Source organism: Selenomonas dianae (genome assembly GCF_030644225.1).
In the GTDB taxonomy this organism is placed as follows: Bacteria; Bacillota; Negativicutes; order Selenomonadales; family Selenomonadaceae; genus Centipeda; species Centipeda dianae.
The window spans coordinates 1,072,404-1,096,980 of the sequence record NZ_CP128650.1; the positions used below are offsets into that span (position 1 = coordinate 1,072,404).

Below are 24,577 nucleotides of genomic sequence, written 5' to 3' on the forward strand. Positions count from 1 at the left end.
AGGAGCGATCATGAAGAACGAACATGAAATTATGGCACGGGATACGGCGAGCTATCTGCCGGTATTTTCCCGTTATCCGATTGTCCTCGACCATGGGGAAGGTTCGTATGTATGGGATGTGAACGGGCGCAAGTATCTCGATGCGCTCGGCGGCATCGCCGTCAACGTGCTCGGGCATAACTATGCGCCGCTCGTGGATGCGATTGCCGAACAGGCAAAGCGTCTCATCCATGTGTCGAACCTCTACTATACCGAGCCGCAGGCAGATGCGGCGGCAAAGTTGTCGAGACTTACGGCGGACGGCAAGGTGTTCTTCGGGAACTCGGGCGCGGAGGCGAACGAAGGGGCAATCAAGGCTGCACGCAAATACGGGCATACGATTCATCCCGAGAAGTCGCAGATCATCACGGCTCTGGGCAGCTTTCACGGGCGCACGCTTGCGACGCTGACGGCGACGGGGCAGGAGAAGTTTCACAAGGGCTTCGCGCCGCTGCCGCAGGGGTTTGACTATGTGCCGTTCAACGACATTGCGGCACTCGAAGCACAGATGAGCGAGAATACGGCGGCGGTCATGCTCGAACCGATTCAGGGGGAGGGCGGCGTGCGTACCCCTGCGGACGGGTATTTGCAGCAGGTACGGGAACTCTGTGACAAGTATGACGCGCTCCTGATCTTCGACGAGATCCAGACGGGCATGGGGCGCACGGGCAGTTTCTACGCCTATGAGAACTGCGGTGTCATACCAGACATCGTAACGCTTGCCAAGGGGCTTGCAGGCGGCGTTCCGATCGGCGCGTTTGTCGTCACGGAGAAGGTTGCGGCGGCATTTCACGCGGGCGACCACGGGTCGACGTTCGGTGGGAATCCGCTGGCGTGCGCGGCGGCAAATGTCGTCCTTGATGCGGTTGCAAATGATCATTTTCTCGCAGGTGTACGGGACGTGGGCACACATTTCAAACAGGCACTCACGGACTTGCAGCGTAAATATCCCGCACACATCGTGGAGGTGCGTGGCACAGGGTTGATCCTCGGTATGGAGATGCAGAGGAATGCGGATGCGGCGGCAATCGCCCGACGGATGTTGGAGCAGGGGGTTATCATCAACTGCACGGCAGGGAATGTCCTGCGCTTTATCCCGCCGCTGATCTTTACGAAGAATGAAGTGGATGAACTCATCCGTGTACTGGATCACTGTATCCTTGACATATGTGACCGAGGGGGATTATGATGAACAAGGGCATGGACTTACTCTCCATTCATGAGCTGAGTGCGGCCGATGTGGAGGAGATTCTGACGCTCGCCGCTGATCTCAAGGCAAAGCAGAAGGCGGGCATTTCGCATAAACTGCTTGCGGGAAAGACGCTCGGCATGATCTTTGAGAAATCCTCGACGCGGACGCGCGTGTCGTTCGAGGTCGGGATGTACCAGCTCGGCGGACAGGCACTCTTTCTCAGCAGCCGTGACCTGCAGCTTGGGCGCGGCGAACCGATCAAGGACACGGCACGCGTGCTCTCGCGCTATCTCGACGGCATCATGATCCGTACCTATGGGTATGAACGCATTGAGGAGCTGGCTCGCTATGCGGATATTCCTGTCATCAACGCGCTCAGCGACCTCCTGCATCCGTGTCAGGCACTTACCGACCTGCTTACGATTCGTGAGTACAAGGGCAAGAATCTCGCGGGGCTCAAGATGGCATACGTCGGCGATGGCAACAATATGACGCACTCGCTCATGTATGCAGCAGCAAAGGTCGGCATGAATTTCGCGGCGGCAACTCCCGAGGGCTACGAGCCAAATGCCGAGGTTGTTGCAAACGCAAAGGCGGATGCAGCGGCAACGGGAGCAACGATCACAATCACGCACAATCCGATGGAAGCGGTTGCGGGCGCAGATGTCATCATCACGGACACGTGGGCGAGCATGGGGCAGGAGGCGGAGCACGACACACGCACGGCGGTCTTCCATCCCTATCAGGTGAATTGGGAACTCGTTGCCGAGTCAGGCGATGCGCGCTGCATCGTTATGCACTGTCTGCCTGCCTATCGGGGAGAGGAGATCACGGAGGATGTCTTTGAGGAGTTTTCCGATGTGATCTTTGACGAGGCGGAGAACCGCCTCCACGTCCAAAAGGCAATCATGGCACTCGTTATGGGTGACTGATTTATATTTCTAAGGAGATGTTTCAAACATGGCAAAGCAGATCAAAAAAGTAGTTCTGGCATATTCCGGCGGTCTTGATACGTCGGTCATCATCCCTTGGCTGAAGGAGCACTATGACAACTGCGAGGTTATCGCCGCCTGTGCCGATGTTGGGCAGGGGGAGGAGCTTGAGCCCGTACATGACAAGGCACTCGCCTCGGGCGCATCGAAGGTGTATATTGTCGATTTGACGCAGGAGTTCCTTGAGGAGTATGTCTGGCCGACACTCAAGGCGGGAGCCGTCTACGAGGGCAAGTATCTGCTTGGCACATCGTTTGCGCGTCCCGTGATTGCAAAGGCCCTTGTCGATATTGCCAAGCGTGAGGGCGCGGATGCCATTGCTCATGGCGCGACGGGCAAGGGCAACGATCAGGTACGCTTTGAACTGACGGTGAAGGCACTCGCGCCAAACCTCCAGATCATCGCCCCGTGGCGCGAGTGGGATCTCGATTCCCGCACGGCTGAGATTGCGTATGCAAAGAAGCACGGCATCCCCGTTGCGATGGAGAACAAGACGTACAGCATGGATCGCAACATCTGGCACCTCTCTCACGAGGGGTCTGATCTTGAGGATCCCGCGAACGAGCCGAAGAACTCCATGTTTCTCATCTCGTGCGCACCCGAGGATGCGCCGGATGCGCCGGAATACGTTTCCATTTCGTTCGAGAAGGGCATTCCCGTTGCTGTCAACGGCGAGAAACTCGGTGCAGTCGAACTCTTGACAAAGCTGAACGAGGTCGGCGCGCGCAACGGTGTCGGCATCGTCGATATCTGCGAGAACCGTCTCGTCGGCATGAAGTCGCGTGGTGTGTATGAGAACCCGGGCGGTTCGATCCTCTACTATGCACATCGCGAGCTTGAGTATCTCTGCCTTGACCGCGCAACCTATCACTACAAAGAAGGGCTTGCCATCCGCTACGGCGAACTCGTCTACGATGGTATGTGGTTCTGCCAGCTGCGCGAGGCGCTTGCTGCGTTCGTGGACAGTACGCAGGAGACCGTGACGGGGGAGGTTCGCCTCAAACTCTACAAGGGCAACATCATCTCGGCGGGCGCAACGTCGCCGTATTCCCTCTACAGTCAGGAGTTCGTTACGTTCGAGCATGACGATGTCTACAATCAGGCGGATGCGACGGGCTTCATCAACCTCTTTGGGCTGCCGCTTAAGGTACGTGCACTCATGCAGGAGGGGAAGAAGTAATGAGCGAAAAGCTCTGGGGCGGCCGCTTTTCAAAGACAACCGATGAGATGATCAACGAGTTTCAAGCATCCATCGGTTTTGACCGTCGAATGTACCGTGAGGATATTGCGGGCTCGCTTGCGCACGCCGAAATGCTGGCGAAGGTTGGAATCCTCTCGGAGGAGGATCGCGCGGCGATTGAGAAGGGACTGCGCGACATTCTGGCACAGATCGAATGTGGGGAGTTTGACTTCAGTGTGGAGCTTGAGGATATTCACATGAATATCGAAAAGCGTCTCACGGATGCGATTGGGGAGGCGGGCAGCCGTCTTCATACGGCACGCAGCCGCAACGATCAGGTCGCGCTTGATACACATATGTATGTGCGGCACGCAGTTGTGGATGTGCTGGAGCGTATCAGGGAACTCCAACACGCACTTGTCGTATCAGCGACGGCGAACAAGGATGTCATCATGCCGGGGTATACGCATCTGCAGCGTGCCCAGCCCATTCTCTTTGCCCATCATCTTATGGCATACTTTGGTATGCTCGTGCGTGATTTTGAACGGTTTCAAGGGGTCTATGCACGGACGGACATAATGCCGCTCGGCGCAGGTGCGCTTGCGGGGACAACCCTGCCGATTGATCGTTCATTTGTCGCGAAAAAGCTGAACTTCGAGTGCATCTACACGAATAGTTTGGATGCAGTCAGCGACCGTGACTACATTCTCGAATTCCTCTCTGCGGCATCCATCCTCATGGTTCATCTCTCACGTCTCTCGGAGGAGATCATCCTCTGGTGCTCGCGTGAATTCTCATTTGTGGAACTGGATGACGCACACTGCACGGGCTCCTCCATGATGCCGCAGAAGAAGAACCCGGATGTCTCCGAACTTGTGCGCGGAAAAACGGGGCGCGTCGTCGGTCATCTCATGGCGATGCTCACGGCGGTGAAGGGGCTTCCGCTTGCCTACAACAAGGACTTGCAGGAGGACAAGGAGGGGCTGTTCGATACCATCGACACGGTGAAGTTCAGCCTTGCCGTCTACACACAGCTCATTCGCGGGATGAAGGTTCGTGCGGATGTCATGCGTCATGCCGTCGAAGCGGACTTCTCGAATGCGACCGACCTCGCGGACTATCTTGTGCGTAAAGGGATGCCGTTCCGTCAGGCACACAGCGTCGCGGGACAGGCGGTCGCACTCTGCATTGAGCGTAAGATCTGGCTTGCAGACATGCCGCTCGCGGATTATCAAAAACTCTCCGCGCTCTTTGCGGAGGATATTTATGAGGCAATCCGTCCCGAGACTTGCGTTGCATATCGGAACTCTTACGGCGGTACTTCGTACGAACAGGTGGAAATGCAGCTTGCGGCGGCGCGTGATCTGATGGCGGAGGAGGAACACATTGTTTCTGCATGGGAGCAGAAACAGGAAATTCTCTGAGAACTTGTCACCAGCAGTTAAAATTTCATTGTATCCTAAATAGGAAATAATATATTTCCCATATTTTCAGTGGATAATACAACTATATCTGAAAGGAGGAATTGCGATGAAGAAATATGCGGCTCTGGCTGCGGCGATTGCTCTGTCTGTTTCCTCGGCGGCGATGGCGGCTCCGCTCAATCATCTCGGTACGCATGATACGGCGGTTGGTGTCGGCACGAAGGAAGCGTACATCGAGCATAAGGCGGCGGATGAGATCACGGTCGGCGTGACGCGCAATGATCGTGACGAGTACGGCAATCCAAAGGATGTCTATATGCAGTACAACGTCTTTGACCAGAACATCCGTCTGCTCGGCGGCTATCGTTGGAATATGAAGCAGGCAAGCGAGAACAACGTCTTTGCGGGTCTTGGACTCAGTACACCGACGGTGCTCGGGTTTAATGCGTACGCATCCTACATTGCGGGCAAGGACTTCAACGAGTCCCAAGTAGGGCTGAACAAATCCCTGATCGCAAATTTGGATCTCAATGTGAATTACCACAACTTCAAGCCGGATCACGGAAGTCGTGAAAACGGCATCGGTGTCGGTTTGACGATGCATTTCTGATTTGGCTGTATCAGGCACTCTCCGTGTGATATGGAGAGTGCCTTTTTATATGTCCTGATAAATTTTATTTGCATTGTTTGTGTCAGAATGGTAAAATAACCCCTAAGTGAATGGATCGGATCATTTTTCTTGCAGTTTTCGTATGTGCTGTGCGGTCGTGTTTTTCACAGCAACGCGGACGAAAACGGCGTTTTCCCGTATGGCGACAATGGAGGAGATCGTCCTCTGGTCGCTGTATTTTCGTGTGGATGAATTCTGATTTCATGATCGAATGGATGAGCAATGATTGAGCAAAGGGACACGATGAAGATGTCCCATATGCTATGGAGGTGTGTTTTTTGTCGTTAAATCGTAATGGCAATCATGGGAAAAATGTGCAGAAAGTACAGGTCATACCGCTTGGCGGTTTGGGCGAGATCGGAAAGAACATGACTGCCATCCGTGTGGATGATGAGATTCTCGTTGTGGACTCCGGGCTTATGTTCCCGGAGGAGGATATGCTCGGCATCGATCTTGTTATCCCGGATATTACTTATTTGATCGAAAACAAGGACAAGGTCAAAGCAATCGTTCTCACGCACGGACACGAGGATCATATCGGAGCACTGCCATACGTCATGAAGCAGATCCCTGTACCTGTCTATGGGACGCGATTGACGCTCGGGATTCTTGAAGGGCGGCTCAAGGAGAACGGTGTGGATTCGAGCAATCTGCACTCTGTGATGGCAGGGGACATCATCAATATCGGCTGCTTCAGTGTCGGCTTTATCCGCGTGAATCACTCAATCCCCGATGCGGTCGGACTTTCGATCAAAACACCGGTGGGCATGATCGTCCATACAGGCGATTTCAAGCTCGACTATACGCCGGTCGATGGGCAGATGACGGATTTTCGCCGCTTCTCGGAGCTTGGCAACAAGGGCGTTCTGCTTCTCCTCGCGGACAGCACGAATGCGGAGCGCGAAGGGCATACGGCGAGTGAGCGCACGGTTGGGGCGGCATTTGACAAGTCGTTCCACAACGTACGTGGGCGTATCATTGTTGCAACGTTTTCCTCGAATGTGCACCGTATACAGCAGGTTATTGATACGGCTGTGAAGTACAAGCGGCGTGTCGCCGTTCTCGGGCGCAGTATGGAAAATGTGGTTGGAATCTCGTTGGATCTCGGCTATCTGAGTGCGCCCGAAGGAACGATCATCGGTATTGATGAGGTCAATAACTTTCGTCCTGAACAGATTGTTATCGTAACAACGGGAAGTCAGGGCGAGCCCATGTCTGCGCTCTCACGCATGGCGGCATCGGATCATCGCAAGATCACGATTGTGCCCGGCGATACGGTCATTATCTCGGCAACACCGATTCCGGGTAATGAGAAGCTGGTCTCAAAGACCGTGGACAATCTCATGAAACTCGGTGCAAACGTTATCTATGGGCGCGACAAGGGCATTCATGTTTCGGGGCACGGCAGCCGCGAGGAACTCAAACTCATGCATAACCTCGTGCGACCGAAGTTCTTTATGCCTGTTCACGGCGAGTACCATCATCTCGTGCAGCACGCAAGCCTTGCACGCGAGCTCGGTATGCCGAAGGAAAATATTTTCATTAGCGAGAACGGACAGATCCTTGAGTTTACGAAGGAGAAGGGGCAGGTCGTCGGACGTGTGCAGTCCGGGATGGTCATGGTCGATGGTCTTGGTGTCGGCGATGTGGGCAACATCGTCCTGCGTGATCGTCGACAGCTTTCGCAAGACGGTATCCTTATCATTGTCGTGACGATGGATCGGCAGAACAATCGTGTGGTCTCCGGACCCGACATTGTTTCACGCGGCTTTGTCTATGTGCGTGAGTCCGAGGCTCTCATGGACGAGGCACGGGCACGCGTCCAGCAGGCACTTGACCGCTGCGAGGAGGAGAACGTGCGCGAATGGTCGGCGATCAAGTCGAATGTGCGCGACGCACTCAGCCGCTATCTCTTTGACAAGACGCGTCGCCGCCCGATGATCCTGCCCATTATTATGGAAGTCTGAACGCAGCGCAATGCCTTCACAGTCGCCCCTTCGCGGGCGACTTTTCTATTTGTAAACAGTTCGAAAAAAATGTGACCTTGTGTATCTTGCAGGCAATCAGAAAAAGAGGTAGAATGTGTTGAGTATAATGATGTATTGATTGGGGCGAGGAGGAATTTTATGACAGCAGCTGAACAGAAAGAGCTCCGCCTTTTCGCGGTAAAGGTGCGTGAGGGGATTTTGCGCGGCACACATGCCGCAAAGAGCGGTCATCCGGGCGGCTCACTTTCATCGACGGAGTACTTTACCTATCTCTACAATAAGGAGATCCGGGTTGATCCAAAGAATCCACAAGATCCGAACCGTGATCGTTTCGTTCTCTCGAAGGGGCACGTGGCACCCGGTCTCTATGCTACGCTTGCGAATCGTGGATTTTTCCCTGTGGATGAACTCCTGACACTGCGTCATATTGGCTCTCGCCTCCAGGGGCACCCGAATATGAACCTCACGCCGGGTGTCGATATGTCCACGGGCTCGCTCGGGCAGGGGATTTCGACGGCGGCAGGGATGGCAAAGGGGGCAAAGTATCTCGGGAAGGACATCAACGTCTATACTCTCCTCGGTGATGGTGAGCTTGCCGAGGGGCAGGTGTGGGAGGCAACGATGTTTGCCGCACATTATAAACTCGACAATCTCTGCATTACGGTGGACGTAAACGGACTTCAGATCGACGGCGCTACGGCAGATGTCATGAACACAGCGCCGATTGATAAGAAATTCGAGGCATTTGGCTGTGCTGTCATCTCGATTGACGGACATGACTTCGCGGCACTCGAAGGCGCGTTCAAGACATTCCATGCGAACAAGGGCACGGGAAAGCCGACCGTGATTCTGATGAAGACGGTCAAGGGCAAGAATATCTCCTTTATGGAAAACAACGCGGGCTGGCATGGCAAGGCACCCAATGATGACGAACTCGCGCAGGGGCTTTCGGAACTTGCTGCGATTCGTAAGACGATTGAGGAGGCATGAGCATGGCAGACGTAAAGAAAATTGCAACGCGCGACAGCTACGGAAACGCACTGGTAGAACTGGGGAAAACGCACAAGAACGTCGTTGTGCTCGATGCCGATCTTGCAGGTGCCACGAAGAGCGGGACGTTCAAGAAGGCGTTCCCCGACCGCCATTTTAACTGCGGCATTGCCGAGTGCAATATGGTTGGTGTCGGTGCCGGGCTCTCGACAATGGGGCTTGTTCCGTTTGTCTCTACTTTTGCTATGTTTGCAGCGGGACGTGCCTATGAGCAGGTGCGTAACACGATCGGGTATCCGCATCTCAACGTCAAGATCTGTGCGACCCACGGCGGCATCTCCGTCGGTGAAGACGGTGCATCGCATCAGTGCTGCGAGGACTTCGGTCTCATGCGTACGATCCCGGGCATGACGGTCATGTGTCCCTCGGATGATGTTGAGGCGCGCAAGATGGTGCACGCCGCATACGAGATGGAAGGCCCCGTATATATCCGTTTTGGGCGTGCTGCAACGCCTGTGTATCACGATGAGGCATTCACGTTCGAGATCGGCAAGGGCGAAATCCTGCAGGATGGGACGGATGTTGCCATCATTGCTACGGGGATTCTCGTCCCGGAGGCAATCGAGGCGGGGAACTGCCTTGCTGCTGAGGGGATCAAGGCGCGTATCATCAATATGGCGACGATTAAACCGCTCGATGAGGAACTTGTTATTCGTGCGGCAAAGGAGTGCGGCAGAATTGTGACCGTCGAGGAGCACAATATTCTCGGAGGACTTGGCGAGGCAGTCGCCGGCGTTGTCGCTGAATACGCACCCGTTCCCGTCCACCGTATTGGTGTCCGCGATGAGTTTGGACACTCTGGTCCTGCGGCGGCGCTGCTCAAACAGTTTGGTTTGACGGCAGAGCATATTGTTGAAAAGACGAAAGCAATTGTTGGGAAGTAATGGACGAGGGAGACGCTTCTACATGCGTAGGAGCGTCTTTTCCATAGGAACGTACGCTTGGGAGGGATGGATAAAATGGCTTGTGGATTTTTCGCGAATTGTTTATAATGGAGAAGATATAGAATAAATTGGTGAAAGAGGATTTTCATGAAGCGGTATACGCTGTTCACCATGATGACAGCTCTTCTTGTAATTATAATCGCTGCAGGGTCTGCCTATCTCTCATCAGGCACTCGTACGATACAGCGCCATCCTATGCACGAAATTACAGCATACACAACCTTTCCTGCGGAGATTGCGGCAGTACTCTCCGAGGAGTATGAAAAAGAGTATCATATCCGTGTCAATTTTATCCAACTGTCCCCTGAGCAGATTCTAAAGCGTCTCGATGAAGATGTGCATGAGGAAACTGCTGGAAAGGCAGCTCTTATTCTGGCGGATCGTGAAACATTGGATCGCGCTGCTGCTGCGGGGTATCTCGTTCCCTACATTTCGGAAAAAAACGACCAGATCGTGGATTCGTTTCGTCACCCCCATCGCTATTGGACGGGTGTATGGTACGATCCTGTTGTCTTTGCCGTCAATCAGGACTATTTGCGTACGCATATCGATCTGCCGAACTCATGGCAGATGCTTGCTCAGCAGCGTGACATTCGTATCGGAACGACAGATTTCATGGCAGCGGATGCCTCATCGAATTTGCTCTACAGCATGATCGCCGAGTATGGAGATCAGCGTGCATTTGAAATTTGGCGCAGGATTCAGCCGAAAATCATACAGTATTCCAAATATCTGCATACGCCTGTACGACAAGCAGGTATGGGGGAAGTGGATCTCTCAGTCGCTGTACTTAGTGAAACATTGCGTTATGTCCATGATGAGTACCCAATCCGTATTCTTTATCCCATGGATGGGACATCTGCGGTTATCTATGGATCGGGGATCGTTTTTTATGCGCCGGAACGTGATGTACATACAGCCGAGGATTTTACCGACTGGCTGCTCACAGATGAGGCACAGTTGGCTCTTGCACAACATCGCTTCTATTTGCTGACAACGAATCCGACGACATTGTCCTATCAGATGTTTGCGGGGAAGAACATCAGCATTTTTAAGAGCAGACCGTACTTCAGCAAGGAGGAAAAGGAGATCCTCATGGATCGTTGGATCAAAGAAGTGCGGTTCTACGAAGAGTGAGAAGAACGAAAGCCGGAGGAGAGTTTATCAGTGAAAGCAGGTTTTATCAGTCTCGGTTGTGCGAAGAATCTCGTGGATACAGAGGTTATGCTCGGAATTATGCAGGAGCATGGCATTGAGATCACCAATGAGCCGGCAGAGGCGGATATTCTGATTGTCAACACCTGCGCATTCATCCAGTCTGCAAAGGAAGAGTCCATTACTACGGTTCTTGGTATGGCGGACTATAAGGAAACGGGACGCTGCCGCAGTCTTATTGTGGCAGGCTGCCTTGGTCAGCGCTATGGGCAGCAGCTTCTTGACGAAATTCCTGAGGCAAATGCCATTATCGGTACAGGGGCATGGAGCCGTATCATGGAGGTCATTCAAGAGACGCTGAAAGGGCGGCGCCTCTTGATTGCGGGCAAGGATGAGACCATCTATGATGCCAAGACCCCGCGTCTGCGTACGACCCCAAACTATACCGCCTATGTCAAAATTGCTGAAGGATGTGATCATCGCTGTGCGTTCTGCGCGATTCCGCTGATTCGCGGCAGCTTCCGCAGCCGTGCGATTGAGGACATTGTGACCGAGGCGCGGGATCTGGCAGAGAGCGGTGTACGTGAGATCGTCCTGATTGCCCAGGACAGTGCAAACTATGGGCTGGATCGCTACAAGAAGCCGATGCTTCCTGCACTTCTTCGGGAGTTGGCGAAGATCGAAAAGCTCGCATGGATTCGTGTTCTCTACAGTTATCCGAAATACTTTACGGATGAGCTTATTGACGTGTTTGCGACCGAGCCAAAGGTCGTTAAATACGTTGATCTTCCGCTTCAGCACGCACACAATGCGGTTCTGCGTTCGATGAACCGCCCTGATACGCGCGAGTCTGTAGAGAAGCTGATTCAAAAGCTGCGTGAACGTATCCCGGGAGTAGCGATTCGATCAACATTTATTGTTGGGTTTCCCGGTGAAACGGATACACATTACCAGACACTTCGCGCCTTTGTGGAAAAACAACGTTTTGATAAAGTTGGAATTTTTACCTATTCCGAGGAGGAGGATACGCCTGCAGCAGCGATGCCGAAGAAGGTTTCCGAGGAGGTCATGCAGGAGCGCTATCACGATTTAATGAGCCTCCAGAGCAAGATCTCCGAGGAGATCAATATCGGATTGGAAGGGCATGAAACAGACGTGCTGATCGAGGGTCGTGATACAGAGCAGCAATCGATTGCTGTTGGGCGTTCTTATCGTGAGGCACCGGAAGTCGATGGGCAGATCTATCTCGAAGGCGATACAGAGAGTTATGTCGGTGAGATCGTTCGTGTCCGCCTTCTCCAAGGATTTACCTATGACATCGTTGGTGAAAGGGTAAAATGATGGATAATGCATATGAATCTAGTGCGATGGAGACGGGGAAGGAACTCTATGCAGCAAACCTTACGATTTCCTGTGCAGAATCCTGTACGGGGGGACTTCTAACGAGTACGCTGACGGATGTCCCCGGAAGTTCTTCCTATGTTATCGGTAGTGTCGTTTCCTATTCCAACGATGTAAAAATGCGTGTTCTGCATGTGTCAGAGGAGACCCTTGCCGCATATGGCGCGGTTTCGGAGGAAACTGCACGTGAAATGGCAGAAGGTGTGCGCAGACTCATGGGTACGGATATTGGCATCAGCATCACCGGAATTGCGGGACCGGATGGCGGCTCAGCGGAGAAACCTGTCGGATTGGTCTATATTGCGGCGGCAAATTCAGTGCAAACGCTTGTCAAAAAAAATATTTTTTTCGGGACACGAATTGAGAATAAATGCGCTGCAGTTGAAAAAGCGCTTGCTATGATACGAGATGTGATAAGGAGTTCCTCACGATGAAGAAATCTCGAAAGCTCGTTGCCGCCATCAGCGCGGCGGTACTTTTGTCCGGTGTGTCGTACACAAATGCGGAGGTGTTTGCAGATACGGGGCAGGAGACCGCCGTAGACAATATTGCTTCTGCTGAACTTTCCTATAATTATAAGAGTGCGACGTATGGCTATCAGATTATGTGCCCTAGAACGCCCGTTGGTGTCATCCCTGCCAGTGCACTTTTTGAAAATCGCGAGGGTGAGGTTCTGATTTTTGAAAACGAAGGATACCATATTAAATATGCTTGGGTTGTCCTTGTCCATGCTTTTCCCGAGGAGGCACTTCCGGATCTCAATGCCATTGACCCTGATGAGGCGGCAGAACTTTTAAAAAAAATTATGGGCAGTAACGGATATGAGGGCATCATGCTCATAAATCTTTCAGAGGATAACAAGGCGATCTTTGCTACAACGGCAAAGGAAGTCGAAATTGATGAGGATGGTGACGGCGTAACGGACGCCACGGCAACGGCAGATACACAGATGGCGGTTCTGTTTTTCCGTGGGAAAAATGGTGAACGCTATGGACTGGAGCTTATCGATAATCCGGATCTGCGTGCTGCGTCTGTGTCTGCTCTTTTGGAGGGTGCACGGACTATGCAATCATCGCTGTGAGCAGTTGTTTTCATTACGTGAAACATTGAAGGAGATAGATCAATGAAGGTATCATCAAAGAAAACAGTCCTCACTGCTGCAGTGCTTGTTACGCTTTCTTCGAGTACAGGACTTGCTGCGACACAGGGAACGGTGGATTCACAGGAGCTCTTTCATGCAAACCGATTGGTCACAAACCCTCCGCATAAGCCTGCGATGGAAGAAAATGCTGTTGAGGATCGCTATGAAGCCTCCATATCGGCAAGGAAGAAATCTCCCGCAACGGTTCAAACTGCACCGGCTCCCGTTCCTGCAAAGAAAACAAGACCGGCACGCCTTCGTTGGGAGAGTGTTGATGCACGTCTTGCTGCACGCAATGCCGACCCGTCATTCAGCCTCTCTGTACAAAAGGCAAAACCCGTTATAATTACGGCAGAGGATGTCAAACGCGAGGAAAAGTTGGCGGCAAAGGAGGGGCGTCCTGTACAGGAACTGGTCGGAGATGTGAATATGAATCGTCCCCAACCACCAGCGCCGCAGAAGAAGCCGGCATCAGAGGCATATGCTTCCGCAACAGCGGATGATACGAATACACCTTCTGCAGCACCGGAACAACAGGTTTTCGTCCGGGAATCCGCTGTGTCTGATGGTATGAATACAATTCCTTCTGCGGTGGAGCGTCCACAGCCTGTATCAATGCCGTCTGTACCTGCGCATGTGGTTCAGCCGAATACATCATCGGAGTATTTGGAGAAACGTCCATCACGTCCACGTATTCCACAGTTGCCCCCTGCGACGTTTTCATTGACACATCCAGCTGAAAATGGAGCAGCACCGAAGCCGCCGGAGCATTTTGCTGCACTTGATAGTGCAGTGACATCGCACCAGATTGCTGAACCTGTGTCGGATCGGATTCCGGCGGCAGAGCATTCTGTGCGACCCAACGGTGTTCCGGATATAACATCTCGCCCGAGACCACAGAGCACCGAAGAAGATGTTATGGGTCTTTCGGACGAGGTGCGGCGGCATATTCTTGCGGGTCAGCTTGCCATGGAGGTGCAGCTGCAGCGTGATCCAAGTGTTGCGGGAATGCGTGCCATTGCGAAGGTGCTGCGTGAGAATACAACATTGACACGAATGAAAAAGATCGATTTTCTCATCGGCTTTGGTCGTGCCCTTCATCAGAGCGGGCTTCCACGCCAGCAGCAGGCACTTCTTATCAAGACAATTGCGGAGGCGTTCTAACCACTGCGCATAGGATACGGGGGAGAACTATGAAGCATTTCAATATTGCTGTGATTGCAGGGGACGGCATTGGACCCGAGGTTATTGCCGAGGGGAAAAAGGTGTTTAGCGGAATTGCCAAGATAGACGGGGGATTCTCCATTTCATTTGAAGATTTCCCATGGGGATGCGAATACTACTTGAAAACGGGCGAGATGATGCCGGCTGATGGGCTGGATACGCTGAAGAATTTCGATGCCGTTTATCTCGGTGCAGTTGGATATCCCGGCGTTCCCGATCATGTTTCCCTTGGCGGCCTTCTGCTGCAAATTCGCCGAGGGTTCGATGAGTACATCAATCTGCGTCCCGTGCGTCTCCTAAAGGGGGCTCCATGCCCCCTCGCAGATGTATCAACGGACGATATAAATATGATTGTCGTGCGTGAGAACAGCGAGGGCGAATACGCGAATGTCGGTGCGCATCTCTATGCGGGGACGGAGCGTGAGCTGGCTCTGCAGACAGGTGTTTTTTCGCGGCATGGTTGTGAACGTGTCATTCGCTATGCTTATGAGCTTGCGCGGAGGGAGAAACGCTCACTCACATCGATCTCCAAAGGAAATGCTCTGCGTTACTCCATGGTGTTTTGGGATGAGATTTTCGCGGAGATTGGGAAGGAGTACCCAGACGTGGAGACGCACAGTCTCCTCGTTGATGCGGCAAGTATGTTCTTTGTCAAAGATCCGAAACGTTTCGAGATCGTTGTGACGAGCAATCTGTTCGGCGATATACTGACCGACCTCGGTGCGGCGATTGCGGGTGGTATGGGGCTTGCTGCAGGTGCGAACCTCAATCCTGAACGGAAATTTCCGTCGATGTTCGAGCCGATTCATGGGAGTGCTCCGGATATTGCGGGGCAGGGGATTGCCAATCCGCTTGCCTCGATCTGGTCGATTAGTCAGATGCTCGACTTTTTAGGTGAGCATGAATGGGCGGATCGCATTCTCTCTGCAATTGAAACCCTGCTTGTGGAGCGCAGGACATTGACTCCGGATCTCGGCGGACGTGCCGGGACATCGGAAATTGGAGATGCAATTCTTGAGATTTTGGAACGCTGAATTTATCAGTGCTTCCACAAACAAGCAATAGAAAAGCGCGAGGCTCAGCCTTGCGCTCTATTTACATCATGGACGGAGTATCTAAGATGAATGAATTTCGGCATATACGAAAGGCGGTCATTCCTGCAGCAGGATATGGAACGCGTTTTCTCCCTGCAACCAAGGCAACCCCGAAGGAAATGCTTCCGATTGTGGACAAACCAACCATTCAGTACATTGTGGAAGAGGCTCTTGCAAGCGGTATTGAGGACATCCTTATCATCAGTGGTCATGGCAAGCGTGCCATCGAAGACCATTTTGACTCGGCACCTGCGCTCGAACACGAACTTGAGCGAAAAGGGAAAAAGGATCTCCTCGATGTCCTGCGTAAGACTACGGATGTCAATGTCCACTATGTCCGTCAAAAATATATGCGCGGCTTGGGGGACGCGATCCTCTGTGCACGTAGTTTTGTCGGCAATGAGCCGTTTGCTGTACTGTTGGGGGATGATGTCGTCTATCATCCTGAGAAATCTGCACTGCGTCAGCTGATCGATATCTACGAAGAGAGGGGGGGCTCTATCCTCGGCTGTCAGGTAGTGTCGGATGAACAAGTTTTATCGTATGGTATTGTTGCAGGCGATGCGACGGAAAACATGCGTCTGATGCGTGTTTTTGATATGGTGGAGAAACCGTCTCTTGAGGAGGCACCAAGCCGCATGGCTGTACTCGGACGCTATATTATCAGCCCGGAGATCTTTGCCATTTTGTCTGACACAAAACCTGGCAAGGGAGGGGAGATTCAACTCACCGATGCACTCAAGGTTTTGGCACAGCGTGAGAACGTCTATGCCTATAACTTTGAGGGCAAACGATATGATTTGGGCGATAAGCTTGGGTTTTTGAAAGCAACCGTTGAATTTGCACTTCGCCGCAGTGATCTCGGAGCAGCGTTCCAAAAATATTTAAGAACCCTTGTAAAAACATTGTGAGGCGATTGGTTTGCGAAAAGAAAATCAGGCAAATCTGGCGCTGGTTGTCAGTGTATGTGGCAGCATCGGGACTGCAGGACTGGGATCTTCTCTCATTTTGGACATGGTTCATCATGGTTTTTTGGCTGCAACCATCGGTGGACTTGCAGACTGGTTTGCGGTGAAGGCGATCTTTGGACGTCCGCTCGGCATATCGCATCGGACGGATATTCTTCGTCGCAATCGTGCGCGTATCATGGAGTCTCTTGTCCGATTTTCCGCAGATGATTTACTCAGCAAAAAGAACATCATGGATGTCATCGAGCGGGAGAAGATCGGTGCTCTTATTGTAGAGTATTTGGAATATCGCGGCGGTCGTGAGCGTCTGATTGAGGCATCTGTGGATATTCTCCGTCATGTGGCTTCAGATGTGGACAGCCGGAGTATTTCCAAGGAGCTGACCCCTTATATTATTCAGGCACTGCATACACTTCCGTTGGAGGACAGTTTTGCCGAACTTTTGAACGTATTGACCGAAGAACCCCATGCGGATCGTATTTTTAATATGTTGATCCGCATGGGACTTCAACTGATCCGCACGCAGGTGTTTCAACAGCTGCTGCGTGAAAACATCGCATCCATACGCACGGAATATGAGGGCGATGGAGTCATTCGATCATTTGTCCTGTCTTTCTTTGATGATGAGATGATTGCGGAATGGCTGACCGGGCGTTTGGAGGATATTCTGCAAGCGGCAATGTCACATGATGACAGGCGACATCAAGACGGTGTCCGCGCACTTGTTTCCTTTGTAATGACACTGCGTTCTGACCCCAATTTGTACGAGGCACTCCATCGCTATAAAAACCATGTGATCGAGCACATCGGGACAGAAAATATTCTTGTGGACTTTATTGAGTATCGAATAAAGGGCAGTCACCCATTTTGGATTCCCTATGTCAAGGAACTTCTGAATGAAAAGATCGATGTATTTGTGCATTCGGACGCATGGAAGAATCGAGCGGATCGCTGGTTAAAGGAACTTGCCGCTGCGGAAGTGGACAAACATCACGGGCTGATAGCGGACTTTGTGCGGGATTATCTGAACCAAAAGACAGATGATGAACTCATTGCTTTTGTAGAGGGAAAGGTACAGACCGATTTGCAGATGATTCGTGTGAATGGAGCGATTGTTGGTGCTTTTGTCGGCATGGCACTGTTCCTTTTCGTGACATTTGCAGAAAGGATGTGGGGGCTATGATCCGAGCATGGGACAAAGCGGACGCAGCACTTTTTGCATCAGGTCTTTTTTTTACATTTTCACTGGTTTTGCATTTACATTTTCCATCCATGCTCTGGACGGACGGTATGCTCATGGTCAGTGAGGCTGCTCTGGTCGGTGGTGTAGCGGACTGGTTCGCCGTTACGGCACTCTTTCGAAAGCCCCTTGGCTTCCCCTATCACACGGCGATTTTGCCGCGCCGACGAGACAGCTTTATACACGCGATCACGGTCATGGTCCAGAAAGAATTTTTTTCGCGGCGGAAAATCTTTCGTCATATCGAGAAGATCCATTTGATCCCGATGCTTCAGGAATTTTTGCATAAAGAATACACAGAAACTCAAATGACGGGAACGGTTCTTCACTTTATTCGTGCGACATTCCTGCGAAAAAAAAATAGGAAGGCAATTGACTATCTGTCGGCGCGTCTCAAAAATTTACTATTGCGTGAAGATCCTTCCGAGCTTATGCATCGTCTTGAGGGACTGTTAAGCGCAAGTGGATGGGATCAGAAAGCGCTCATGCGTATATCCAATCTTCTTGCTCAGGAAGTCGCTGCGGAAGAAACACGGCAGTCCATTCGTGAAGCACTTGCGGAGCTCGAACGCGAAAAGATCGGCGACGGATTCCTGTCACGCCTTCTTGAGGTGACCAATACCGTCAATCTGGATGAGGGAGCAGAACTGATCCAGCGACATACCTGCCATGTTTTGAATGAACTTGGAAGAGAGCATTCTCCCTTGCAGGAAAATGCGATCACACTTTTACATGGATGTCTGTTGGATCTGCGTCAAGATGAGGAAATCCTACGCCTTGCACGTGAACTACAGGAACGGTTGGCGTATGAACTGCCCATTGATGAAACTCTTGCACGTCTCTTTCAAGGAGTACGAACACACTTTCAAATGGATCTCAAACGTGCTGTTGATCCAATCGAAGAACACATGCCTGCCTTTTACACGCACTTGCAGACAATCCTTCATGTTGAGTATCGACACATGCTGCGATTGGTTGAGGAACGTCCTGAGCTGCAGAAGATTATTACCAAGGTGCTCTATGACCTTTTGGCGCGCTCGGCTCTTCATGCTCAAACACTTGTTGGAGTTATTGTCGGAAACGTCCTCTCACGCCTTACCGACGAAGAACTCAACCGTCTCATCTATGACAAGGTGGAGGAGGATCTGCTGTGGATTCGCGTGAATGGTTCACTTGTTGGTGGGTGTATCGGTTTTCTGCTCTTTATCTCAATGAAACTGCTTTCCTAATCAAATAAAGTACATCAAATTTTCACTGCTCTCCTCATGGTTCAGCGCCGTGAGAAGATCTTCCAGTGTAATGGCATTCAGAACCTCATAAATACTCTTGTCAAGTGCTTCAAAGACCTCACGGGAAAGAATATGATTGAGCTGAACCATTTTTTCAGAAACCGGTCCCGTTTTTTCGATAAGGGAAATCTCAATGGAGGAAAGAATGTCATAGGCACTAATTTCGTGTGGATGACGGGCAAGCTGATAGCCACCCTGAGATCCTTTGATGGAGTTTACCAGTTTGCTGCGCTTGAGCAGGGAGAAAACCTGCTCAAGATAGATCTTTGAGATGCCAAGGTGTTCCGATATGCTGATGATCGTAATGGGGGAGAAGGCATCATAACTGCGTGCGAGATAGACCATTGCGGCAATGCCATAGCGCCCCTTTGCTGAGATCTTCATTGACTCATCCTCTTTCGTAAAACATAGTTATATTATCAATATGATATGTAAAAAACAAAAAAATGTCAAACAAAAAATCCCTTTCACGTAAGAAAAGGGATTTTTGTATTGCAGATCGTATGTATTAACGCTTCGAGAACTGGGATGCCTTGCGTGCCTTCTTGAGACCGTACTTGCGGCGTTCCTTCTCACGCGGGTCACGTGTGACGAATCCCGCCTTCTTGAGGGCAGGGCGCAACTCTGCATCCATCTCGATGAGGGCGCGCGTAATGCCATGACGGATTGCACCCGCCTGACCGGATGCACCGCCGCCGGATACGTTGGCAATGACATCGTATTTATCGACCGTCTCCGTCAGGTTGAGCGGCTGACGAACGATCAGTTCGAGAGTCTTGAGGCCAAAGTATTCTGCCATCTCACGACCATTGATCGTAACCTTGCCGTCGCCCGGAACGAGGCGAACGCGTGCAACTGAGGTCTTGCGGCGACCCGTGCCGTAGTAAGTGACTTGTGCCATCGAACAGATTCCTCCTTTTACGAAACTCAGCGAATATCAAACGCCAGCGGTTCGGGCTTCTGTGCTGCGTGGGGATGCTCGGGACCGACGTAAACATTCAGCTTACGGAAGATCTGCGCGCCGAGGCTGTTCTTCGGCAGCATACCCTTGACAGCGTGTTCGATGACGCGGGTTGGAAAACGATCGAGCATCTGACCGGCAGTCGTAAAGGTCGTGCCGCCTTGATAGCCAGAGTGACGGAAGTAGGTTTTGTCCGTCAGCTTCTTTCCCGTGAACTTGACTTTCTCAGCATTGATAACGATGACATAATCGCCGGTATCAACGTGCGGTGTGTAGATGGGCTTGTTCTTGCCGCGCAGAACCTTTGCGATCTCTGCCGCAAGACGACCGACCGTCTGATTCTCGGCGTCTACAACATACCACTTGCGTTCAATATCGGCGGCTTTTGCCATAACCGTGGTTTTCACGTAATTCCCCCCCTATGAGAGTAAGAGCATTCAATATGTAGAGTTGATGCAATATCCACTCATGCCTCCGGGGCTAATGGACACATGAAAAATATCACACGTCGCTATTCTAAAAAATTTTGACCGGAATGTCAAGGCATTTTGTCCATTGCGTGCTTTACTTTTTCTGCGATGCCGCACATTTTTTCCTTTGGTACAGAACAAGCCGCAATACGTACGCCCATTTTCAAAGGTACAGCGAAAATGAGATCCTCGTGGAGCCGGTTACAGACCGCTTGTGGATCTGCTGCCGGAATGGCGAGGAAGAAACCGCCCTTATAGGGGAGGGCGGGAAGTTCGCACTGTGCCGCTTCCTGCATAAAGATATCGCCGCGCTCCTGCACAAGGTGATAGAGTGCATCACGTTCCGCCTCGTACGAGGCATATGCAGTCTTGTCCTGCTGGATACGCGTCAGGAGGGTCATCGCACCACGGTTGATGTTCGACCACGTCGCGCGTGCCGCATACTTGCTGATTTCACCGAATTCATCAATGACTGCCTTGCTCGACGAGAGTGCGATCAGCGCACCGCAGCGCTGTCCGTAGAACGTGTATGCCTTGGACATGGAGAAGGCAAAGAGTGTCAGGATGTTTTCCGGCAGATTAGAAAACTTCTGCATAAAGGCGCGTGCTTCGTGTTTTTCTCCCGCAAAGTCGATGTAGGCGATGTCCACGAGCAGATAAATTTTCTTTCCTGCGGCGGCGTGTTTCTTCACGCAGTCCAACACATGATCCCAGTCCTCGGAGGAGAGACTGTATCCTGTTGGATTGTGCGCCGGCGTATTGAGGATGATGAGCAGGCTCTCCTGCACCTTGAGGAGTGCATCGACCGATGCAGCAAATGCCGTATGGTTGAAGTTGTTCGACTCATCAAAGAGTTGGAAGTTTGTCACGGAGGAGCCAAGTTCCTGACAGATGACATTGTACGTTCCCCAGAACCAATCTGAGGTGAGCACTTGATTGCCCTTTTCAACGTAATTATCGACAGCGGTACGCAGAGCTCCTGTACCGCCTGCGGTCGCAATCGCGGCGAGGTATCCTGCGGGACGGTTTCCGGCAAATGTAATGTCGATTGTCGCCTCAAGATACTCGGGAAGTCCCGAGATCGGTGCATAGGCAATATAATCTTCGATCGGCAGGGAGCGGAAGACGCGCTCAACCGTTGGGAGATGAGCGAGTTTTCCGGTATCATCCATCACGGCTCCTATGGTTGCGTTCACAACGCGTTCCTCGCCGTATTCGGTGATAGCGGCGCGGCACGCCGCAGCAGCACCGAAAATTGCGTCCTTCAGTCTCCTTGATGCCGCATGCGATGCCGCCATCTGAATAGCCATGTGTATACGCTCTCCTTTTCGTTTGGAAAGCACGGATCGCGTGAAACCCTCCGACGGAGCGGCAAGGCTTCCATAATCCGTGCTTTCCCTAAAATGCACTATGATGATAGCGCGTTGTGCTGTTTATGTCCACTGTATAAACGGGTGTATACAAGTATTCTTATGCTTCACCGGGGAAGAACTCATTGTGGATGCGGTTGACAGCGTCCTTGACGCTGCCGCCCTTGATGAGGCAGGAGATGCTGATTTCGGAGGTACTGATGATCTCGATATTGATGTCCGCACTTGAGAGTGCACCAAACATCCGTGAGGCGATCCCGGGACTGCCGAGCATTCCTGCGCCGACAATGGAGATCTTTGCCACATCGTTGTCGATGGCGACGGCAGATGCTTTGATTTCTGCAGAGATGCCCTCGACGACCTGTTTTGCTTCCTCCGCATCGATGGTGGCGACGGTAAAGACCATATCCGTCATATTGGATTCGGCACTGCGAATGCTCTGCACAATCATATCCACGTCGATGTTGGCATCTGCAAGCGCAGAGAAAATCTTGTGTGCGACACCGGGAACATTGGAAACACCGAGCACGGTGATCTTTGAAACCTGCTCGTCATGCGTGACGCCGCGAATGATAAAGGATTTTTCTTCCACTGTGTATTCCTCCCTAATGATGGTTCCCGGTTCCGACGTAAAGGTCGAGCGCACATGAATGGGGATGCCGTAAAGCTGTCCCATCTCCACAGAGCGCGGCTGCATGACACCCGCACCGAGACGCGCCATCTCAAGCATTTCGTTGTAGGTGATTTCACGCATACGGCGTGCACCCTTTGCAATGCGTGGATCTGCGGAATAGATCCCGTCGACATCCGTGAAGATCTCACAAGTATCCGCACCGATTGCACCCGCTATCGCGACAGCGGAAGTGTCTGAGCCGCCGCGTCCGAGGGTCACGGGATTTCCCTCCGCATCCGTTCCTTGAAATCCCGCAATGACAACGATATTGCCCTTGTCCAGCTCCTCGTGCACACGTTTCGGCGCAAGCCCAAGAATACGCCCCTTCGTATGTGCGCTGTCCGTACGCATTCCAGCCATCGCTCCCGTGAGAGAAACGGCGGGCTGTCCCATCGAACGAAATGCCATCGCAAGGAGTGCGATGGAGACCTGTTCGCCCGTCGTCATGAGCATATCCATCTCGCGCGCATACTGGTAGGGGCTCTCCACCACCTCGCCAGCAAGCGCGATGAGATCATCCGTCGTGTCGCCCATGGCCGAAACAACCATGACAATGCGATCATCGGGGGCTTTCTCACTCAAGATTCGTTTCGCCACATTTTTAATTTTTTCAGGCGTAGCCACCGAACTTCCGCCAAATTTCTTTACAATTAGTGCCATATAATGTCCCCCTATGGATTGATATGATTCCCATAACGGTGAATGCTTAACGCATTATAGCGTAAAAATGAATCACTGTCCAGTAAGGAGCGTATTGATGGGCAGTGGAGAGTAATAAAAATATGACCTTACTCCATACAGCGCACAAAGTAAGGTCATATAAAGGAAGCACTGATAAACTCAGCCGCGCCATCTTGACGCATCTTTTTTGCCCGCACTGTGTCGGCAAATCCTCCACATAGCTTTGGCTATGCGTCCGGTTTGCCTCCTTGTTCGGACGAAAAAATCTACGCCAATCTGACGGACTTCATTTTATCAGCGATTCCTAAAGATTTCGTTAAGGCAACGAGAAATTACTTGTTCTGGTCAATGAGCGCCTGAACTTCGGCAGCCTTCCCGTCGGAGCCAAGCACCTCTTTGATCTTGTGGGAAACGAGCTCCTTGATGTAGCTGCGGCCGTCGGTCAGATACTGGCGCGGGTCGAAGTGTGCGGGCTCTTTTTTGAAGTGCTCACGGATGCCCGCCGTCATTGCAAGACGGAGGTCGGAGTCGATGTTGATCTTGCAGACGGAGGACTTTGCTGCGCGGCGCAACTGATCCTCGGGGATGCCGACGGCATCCGGCATATGTCCGCCGTTCTCGTTGATGATCTTCACATACTTCGGAATGACGGAGGACGCTCCGTGGAGAACAATGGGGAAGCCAGGGATGCGCTTCTCGATCTCCTCCAGGATGTCGAAACGGAGCGGGGGCGGTACGAGAACGCCATCTGCATTGCGTGTACACTGCTCCGGTGTGAACTTGAACGCGCCGTGCGAGGTGCCGATAGCGATTGCGAGGGAGTCGACACCCGTCTTCTCGACGAAGTCCTGTACTTCCTCGGGTTTCGTGTAGGACGCATCCTCTGCCGAGACATTGACATCGTCCTCAATGCCTGCGAGCTGTCCGAGCTCTGCCTCGACGACAACGCCGTGTGCGTGTGCATACTCGGCAACGCGCTTTGCCAGTGCAACGTTTTCAGCGTACGGCAGGTGGGAGCCGTCGATCATGACGGATGTGAAGCCGCCGTCGATGCAGGACTTGCAGATATCAAAGTCTGCGCCGTGATCGAGATGCAGCGCGATGGGAATATCGTTGATTTCAAGAGCTGCCTTGACGAGATGGACGAGGTACTCATGACGAGCATACTTACGTGCGCCCGCAGAGACCTGCAGGATCAGAGGGGACTGGAGCTCTCCTGCAGCATCGGTGATGCCCTGAACGATCTCCATGTTGTTGACGTTGAAAGCACCGATGGCGTAGCCGCCCTCATAGGCCTTCTTAAACATTTCCTTTGTTCCGACAAGTGGCATATGATTACCCCCTATTAAATTAAAACTATCTCACGAATGATTTCATTATACCATAGTTTATTTACGGAAGATACCGTTTTTTGAAATTTCCCATGGGTTC

The 24,577-nt window shown here is 52.0% G+C and carries 23 protein-coding genes; 17 read left to right on the forward strand and 6 right to left on the reverse strand.

What is annotated here, in order from left to right:
• The first annotated feature begins 10 nt into the window (after window positions 1-10).
• From QU667_RS05295 to QU667_RS05375, 17 genes are all read left to right on the forward strand, one after another.
• The gene (locus QU667_RS05295; protein WP_304988264.1) at window positions 11-1,228 is read left to right on the forward strand and encodes an acetylornithine transaminase; all 1,218 of its coding nucleotides are present in this window, start codon (window positions 11-13) and stop codon (window positions 1,226-1,228) included.
• Complete coding sequence (gene argF, locus QU667_RS05300; RefSeq protein WP_304988265.1) at window positions 1,228-2,163, forward strand: ornithine carbamoyltransferase; 936 nt, start codon at window positions 1,228-1,230, stop codon at window positions 2,161-2,163. The genes QU667_RS05295 and argF overlap by 1 nt, the downstream gene beginning before the upstream one ends.
• A gap of 28 nt (window positions 2,164-2,191) precedes the next feature.
• Complete coding sequence (locus QU667_RS05305; RefSeq protein WP_304988266.1) at window positions 2,192-3,403, forward strand: argininosuccinate synthase; 1,212 nt, start codon at window positions 2,192-2,194, stop codon at window positions 3,401-3,403.
• Complete coding sequence (gene argH, locus QU667_RS05310; protein ID WP_304988267.1) at window positions 3,403-4,827, forward strand: argininosuccinate lyase; 1,425 nt, start codon at window positions 3,403-3,405, stop codon at window positions 4,825-4,827. Before QU667_RS05305 ends, argH begins: the two co-directional genes overlap by 1 nt.
• A gap of 106 nt (window positions 4,828-4,933) precedes the next feature.
• Window positions 4,934-5,437, forward strand: a complete 504-nt coding sequence (locus tag QU667_RS05315; protein ID WP_304988268.1) for a hypothetical protein — start codon at window positions 4,934-4,936, stop codon at window positions 5,435-5,437.
• Between the two features lie 323 nt (window positions 5,438-5,760).
• Window positions 5,761-7,464 (forward strand): ribonuclease J, encoded by a 1,704-nt coding sequence (locus tag QU667_RS05320; RefSeq protein ID WP_304988269.1) that lies wholly within the window; start codon window positions 5,761-5,763, stop codon window positions 7,462-7,464.
• Window positions 7,465-7,623: 159 nt separating this feature from the next.
• Entirely contained in the window at window positions 7,624-8,475 is an 852-nt protein-coding gene (locus tag QU667_RS05325; protein WP_304988270.1) for a transketolase, read from the forward strand.
• Window positions 8,476-8,477: 2 nt separating this feature from the next.
• Window positions 8,478-9,419 carry a transketolase family protein gene (locus tag QU667_RS05330; protein ID WP_304988271.1) on the forward strand — a complete coding sequence of 314 codons (942 nt, stop codon included), beginning with the start codon at window positions 8,478-8,480 and terminating at the stop codon, window positions 9,417-9,419.
• A gap of 147 nt (window positions 9,420-9,566) precedes the next feature.
• On the forward strand, window positions 9,567-10,616 hold the full coding sequence (locus QU667_RS05335; RefSeq protein WP_304988272.1) for an ABC transporter substrate-binding protein: 1,050 nt from the start codon (window positions 9,567-9,569) through the stop codon (window positions 10,614-10,616).
• A 30-nt stretch (window positions 10,617-10,646) separates the two neighbouring features.
• A complete protein-coding gene (gene rimO / locus QU667_RS05340) occupies window positions 10,647-11,975 on the forward strand; it encodes a 30S ribosomal protein S12 methylthiotransferase RimO (protein ID WP_304988273.1) in 1,329 nt (442 codons plus the stop codon).
• On the forward strand, window positions 11,975-12,469 hold the full coding sequence (locus QU667_RS05345; protein WP_304988274.1) for a CinA family protein: 495 nt from the start codon (window positions 11,975-11,977) through the stop codon (window positions 12,467-12,469). The genes rimO and QU667_RS05345 overlap by 1 nt, the downstream gene beginning before the upstream one ends.
• Entirely contained in the window at window positions 12,466-13,116 is a 651-nt protein-coding gene (locus QU667_RS05350) for a hypothetical protein (protein WP_304988275.1), read from the forward strand. Before QU667_RS05345 ends, QU667_RS05350 begins: the two co-directional genes overlap by 4 nt.
• Window positions 13,117-13,158: 42 nt before the next feature.
• Window positions 13,159-14,340, forward strand: coding sequence for a hypothetical protein (locus QU667_RS05355; protein WP_304988276.1), 1,182 nt, complete (start codon window positions 13,159-13,161; stop codon window positions 14,338-14,340).
• A 29-nt stretch (window positions 14,341-14,369) separates the two neighbouring features.
• The gene (locus QU667_RS05360; protein ID WP_304988277.1) at window positions 14,370-15,434 is read left to right on the forward strand and encodes a tartrate dehydrogenase; all 1,065 of its coding nucleotides are present in this window, start codon (window positions 14,370-14,372) and stop codon (window positions 15,432-15,434) included.
• Window positions 15,435-15,520: 86 nt separating this feature from the next.
• Window positions 15,521-16,405, forward strand: coding sequence for a UTP--glucose-1-phosphate uridylyltransferase GalU (galU, locus tag QU667_RS05365; RefSeq protein ID WP_304988278.1), 885 nt, complete (start codon window positions 15,521-15,523; stop codon window positions 16,403-16,405).
• A 10-nt stretch (window positions 16,406-16,415) separates the two neighbouring features.
• A complete protein-coding gene (locus QU667_RS05370) occupies window positions 16,416-17,645 on the forward strand; it encodes a DUF445 domain-containing protein (RefSeq protein WP_304988279.1) in 1,230 nt (409 codons plus the stop codon).
• On the forward strand, window positions 17,642-18,931 hold the full coding sequence (locus tag QU667_RS05375) for a DUF445 domain-containing protein (RefSeq protein ID WP_304988280.1): 1,290 nt from the start codon (window positions 17,642-17,644) through the stop codon (window positions 18,929-18,931). The genes QU667_RS05370 and QU667_RS05375 overlap by 4 nt, the downstream gene beginning before the upstream one ends.
• Here the strand turns inward: QU667_RS05375 and QU667_RS05380 are convergent, their stop codons facing one another.
• From QU667_RS05380 to fba, 6 genes are all read right to left on the reverse strand, one after another.
• A complete protein-coding gene (locus QU667_RS05380) occupies window positions 18,932-19,375 on the reverse strand; it encodes an RrF2 family transcriptional regulator (protein WP_304988281.1) in 444 nt (147 codons plus the stop codon).
• A gap of 124 nt (window positions 19,376-19,499) precedes the next feature.
• Window positions 19,500-19,892, reverse strand: coding sequence for a 30S ribosomal protein S9 (rpsI, locus tag QU667_RS05385; protein WP_006691995.1), 393 nt, complete (start codon window positions 19,890-19,892; stop codon window positions 19,500-19,502).
• Between the two features lie 26 nt (window positions 19,893-19,918).
• Entirely contained in the window at window positions 19,919-20,344 is a 426-nt protein-coding gene (gene rplM / locus QU667_RS05390; RefSeq protein ID WP_006691994.1) for a 50S ribosomal protein L13, read from the reverse strand.
• A 146-nt stretch (window positions 20,345-20,490) separates the two neighbouring features.
• Window positions 20,491-21,732, reverse strand: coding sequence for an aminotransferase class I/II-fold pyridoxal phosphate-dependent enzyme (locus tag QU667_RS05395; protein WP_304988282.1), 1,242 nt, complete (start codon window positions 21,730-21,732; stop codon window positions 20,491-20,493).
• Window positions 21,733-21,892: 160 nt separating this feature from the next.
• Window positions 21,893-23,125, reverse strand: a complete 1,233-nt coding sequence (locus QU667_RS05400; protein ID WP_304988283.1) for an aspartate kinase — start codon at window positions 23,123-23,125, stop codon at window positions 21,893-21,895.
• Between the two features lie 353 nt (window positions 23,126-23,478).
• Complete coding sequence (gene fba, locus QU667_RS05410; RefSeq protein WP_304988284.1) at window positions 23,479-24,477, reverse strand: class II fructose-1,6-bisphosphate aldolase; 999 nt, start codon at window positions 24,475-24,477, stop codon at window positions 23,479-23,481.
• Window positions 24,478-24,577: the final 100 nt, after the last annotated feature.

What these genes read in the sequence shown, in the direction of transcription:
- rpsI (WP_006691995.1), bottom strand. Translation starts at nt 19,892, where the DNA reads ATGGCACAAGTCACTTACTACGGCACGGGTCGCCGCAAGACCTCAGTT.
- QU667_RS05360 (WP_304988277.1), top strand. Translation starts at nt 14,370, where the DNA reads ATGAAGCATTTCAATATTGCTGTGATTGCAGGGGACGGCATTGGACCC.
- argH (WP_304988267.1), top strand. Translation starts at nt 3,403, where the DNA reads ATGAGCGAAAAGCTCTGGGGCGGCCGCTTTTCAAAGACAACCGATGAG.
- QU667_RS05345 (WP_304988274.1), top strand. Translation starts at nt 11,975, where the DNA reads ATGGATAATGCATATGAATCTAGTGCGATGGAGACGGGGAAGGAACTC.
- QU667_RS05350 (WP_304988275.1), top strand. Translation starts at nt 12,466, where the DNA reads ATGAAGAAATCTCGAAAGCTCGTTGCCGCCATCAGCGCGGCGGTACTT.
- QU667_RS05295 (WP_304988264.1), top strand. Translation starts at nt 11, where the DNA reads ATGAAGAACGAACATGAAATTATGGCACGGGATACGGCGAGCTATCTG.
- QU667_RS05325 (WP_304988270.1), top strand. Translation starts at nt 7,624, where the DNA reads ATGACAGCAGCTGAACAGAAAGAGCTCCGCCTTTTCGCGGTAAAGGTG.
- QU667_RS05400 (WP_304988283.1), bottom strand. Translation starts at nt 23,125, where the DNA reads ATGGCACTAATTGTAAAGAAATTTGGCGGAAGTTCGGTGGCTACGCCT.
- QU667_RS05335 (WP_304988272.1), top strand. Translation starts at nt 9,567, where the DNA reads ATGAAGCGGTATACGCTGTTCACCATGATGACAGCTCTTCTTGTAATT.
- QU667_RS05330 (WP_304988271.1), top strand. Translation starts at nt 8,478, where the DNA reads ATGGCAGACGTAAAGAAAATTGCAACGCGCGACAGCTACGGAAACGCA.
- QU667_RS05315 (WP_304988268.1), top strand. Translation starts at nt 4,934, where the DNA reads ATGAAGAAATATGCGGCTCTGGCTGCGGCGATTGCTCTGTCTGTTTCC.
- argF (WP_304988265.1), top strand. Translation starts at nt 1,228, where the DNA reads ATGAACAAGGGCATGGACTTACTCTCCATTCATGAGCTGAGTGCGGCC.
- QU667_RS05395 (WP_304988282.1), bottom strand. Translation starts at nt 21,732, where the DNA reads ATGGCTATTCAGATGGCGGCATCGCATGCGGCATCAAGGAGACTGAAG.
- QU667_RS05355 (WP_304988276.1), top strand. Translation starts at nt 13,159, where the DNA reads ATGAAGGTATCATCAAAGAAAACAGTCCTCACTGCTGCAGTGCTTGTT.
- galU (WP_304988278.1), top strand. Translation starts at nt 15,521, where the DNA reads ATGAATGAATTTCGGCATATACGAAAGGCGGTCATTCCTGCAGCAGGA.
- QU667_RS05375 (WP_304988280.1), top strand. Translation starts at nt 17,642, where the DNA reads ATGATCCGAGCATGGGACAAAGCGGACGCAGCACTTTTTGCATCAGGT.
- QU667_RS05320 (WP_304988269.1), top strand. Translation starts at nt 5,761, where the DNA reads ATGGAGGTGTGTTTTTTGTCGTTAAATCGTAATGGCAATCATGGGAAA.
- QU667_RS05380 (WP_304988281.1), bottom strand. Translation starts at nt 19,375, where the DNA reads ATGAAGATCTCAGCAAAGGGGCGCTATGGCATTGCCGCAATGGTCTAT.
- fba (WP_304988284.1), bottom strand. Translation starts at nt 24,477, where the DNA reads ATGCCACTTGTCGGAACAAAGGAAATGTTTAAGAAGGCCTATGAGGGC.
- QU667_RS05305 (WP_304988266.1), top strand. Translation starts at nt 2,192, where the DNA reads ATGGCAAAGCAGATCAAAAAAGTAGTTCTGGCATATTCCGGCGGTCTT.
- rplM (WP_006691994.1), bottom strand. Translation starts at nt 20,344, where the DNA reads ATGGCAAAAGCCGCCGATATTGAACGCAAGTGGTATGTTGTAGACGCC.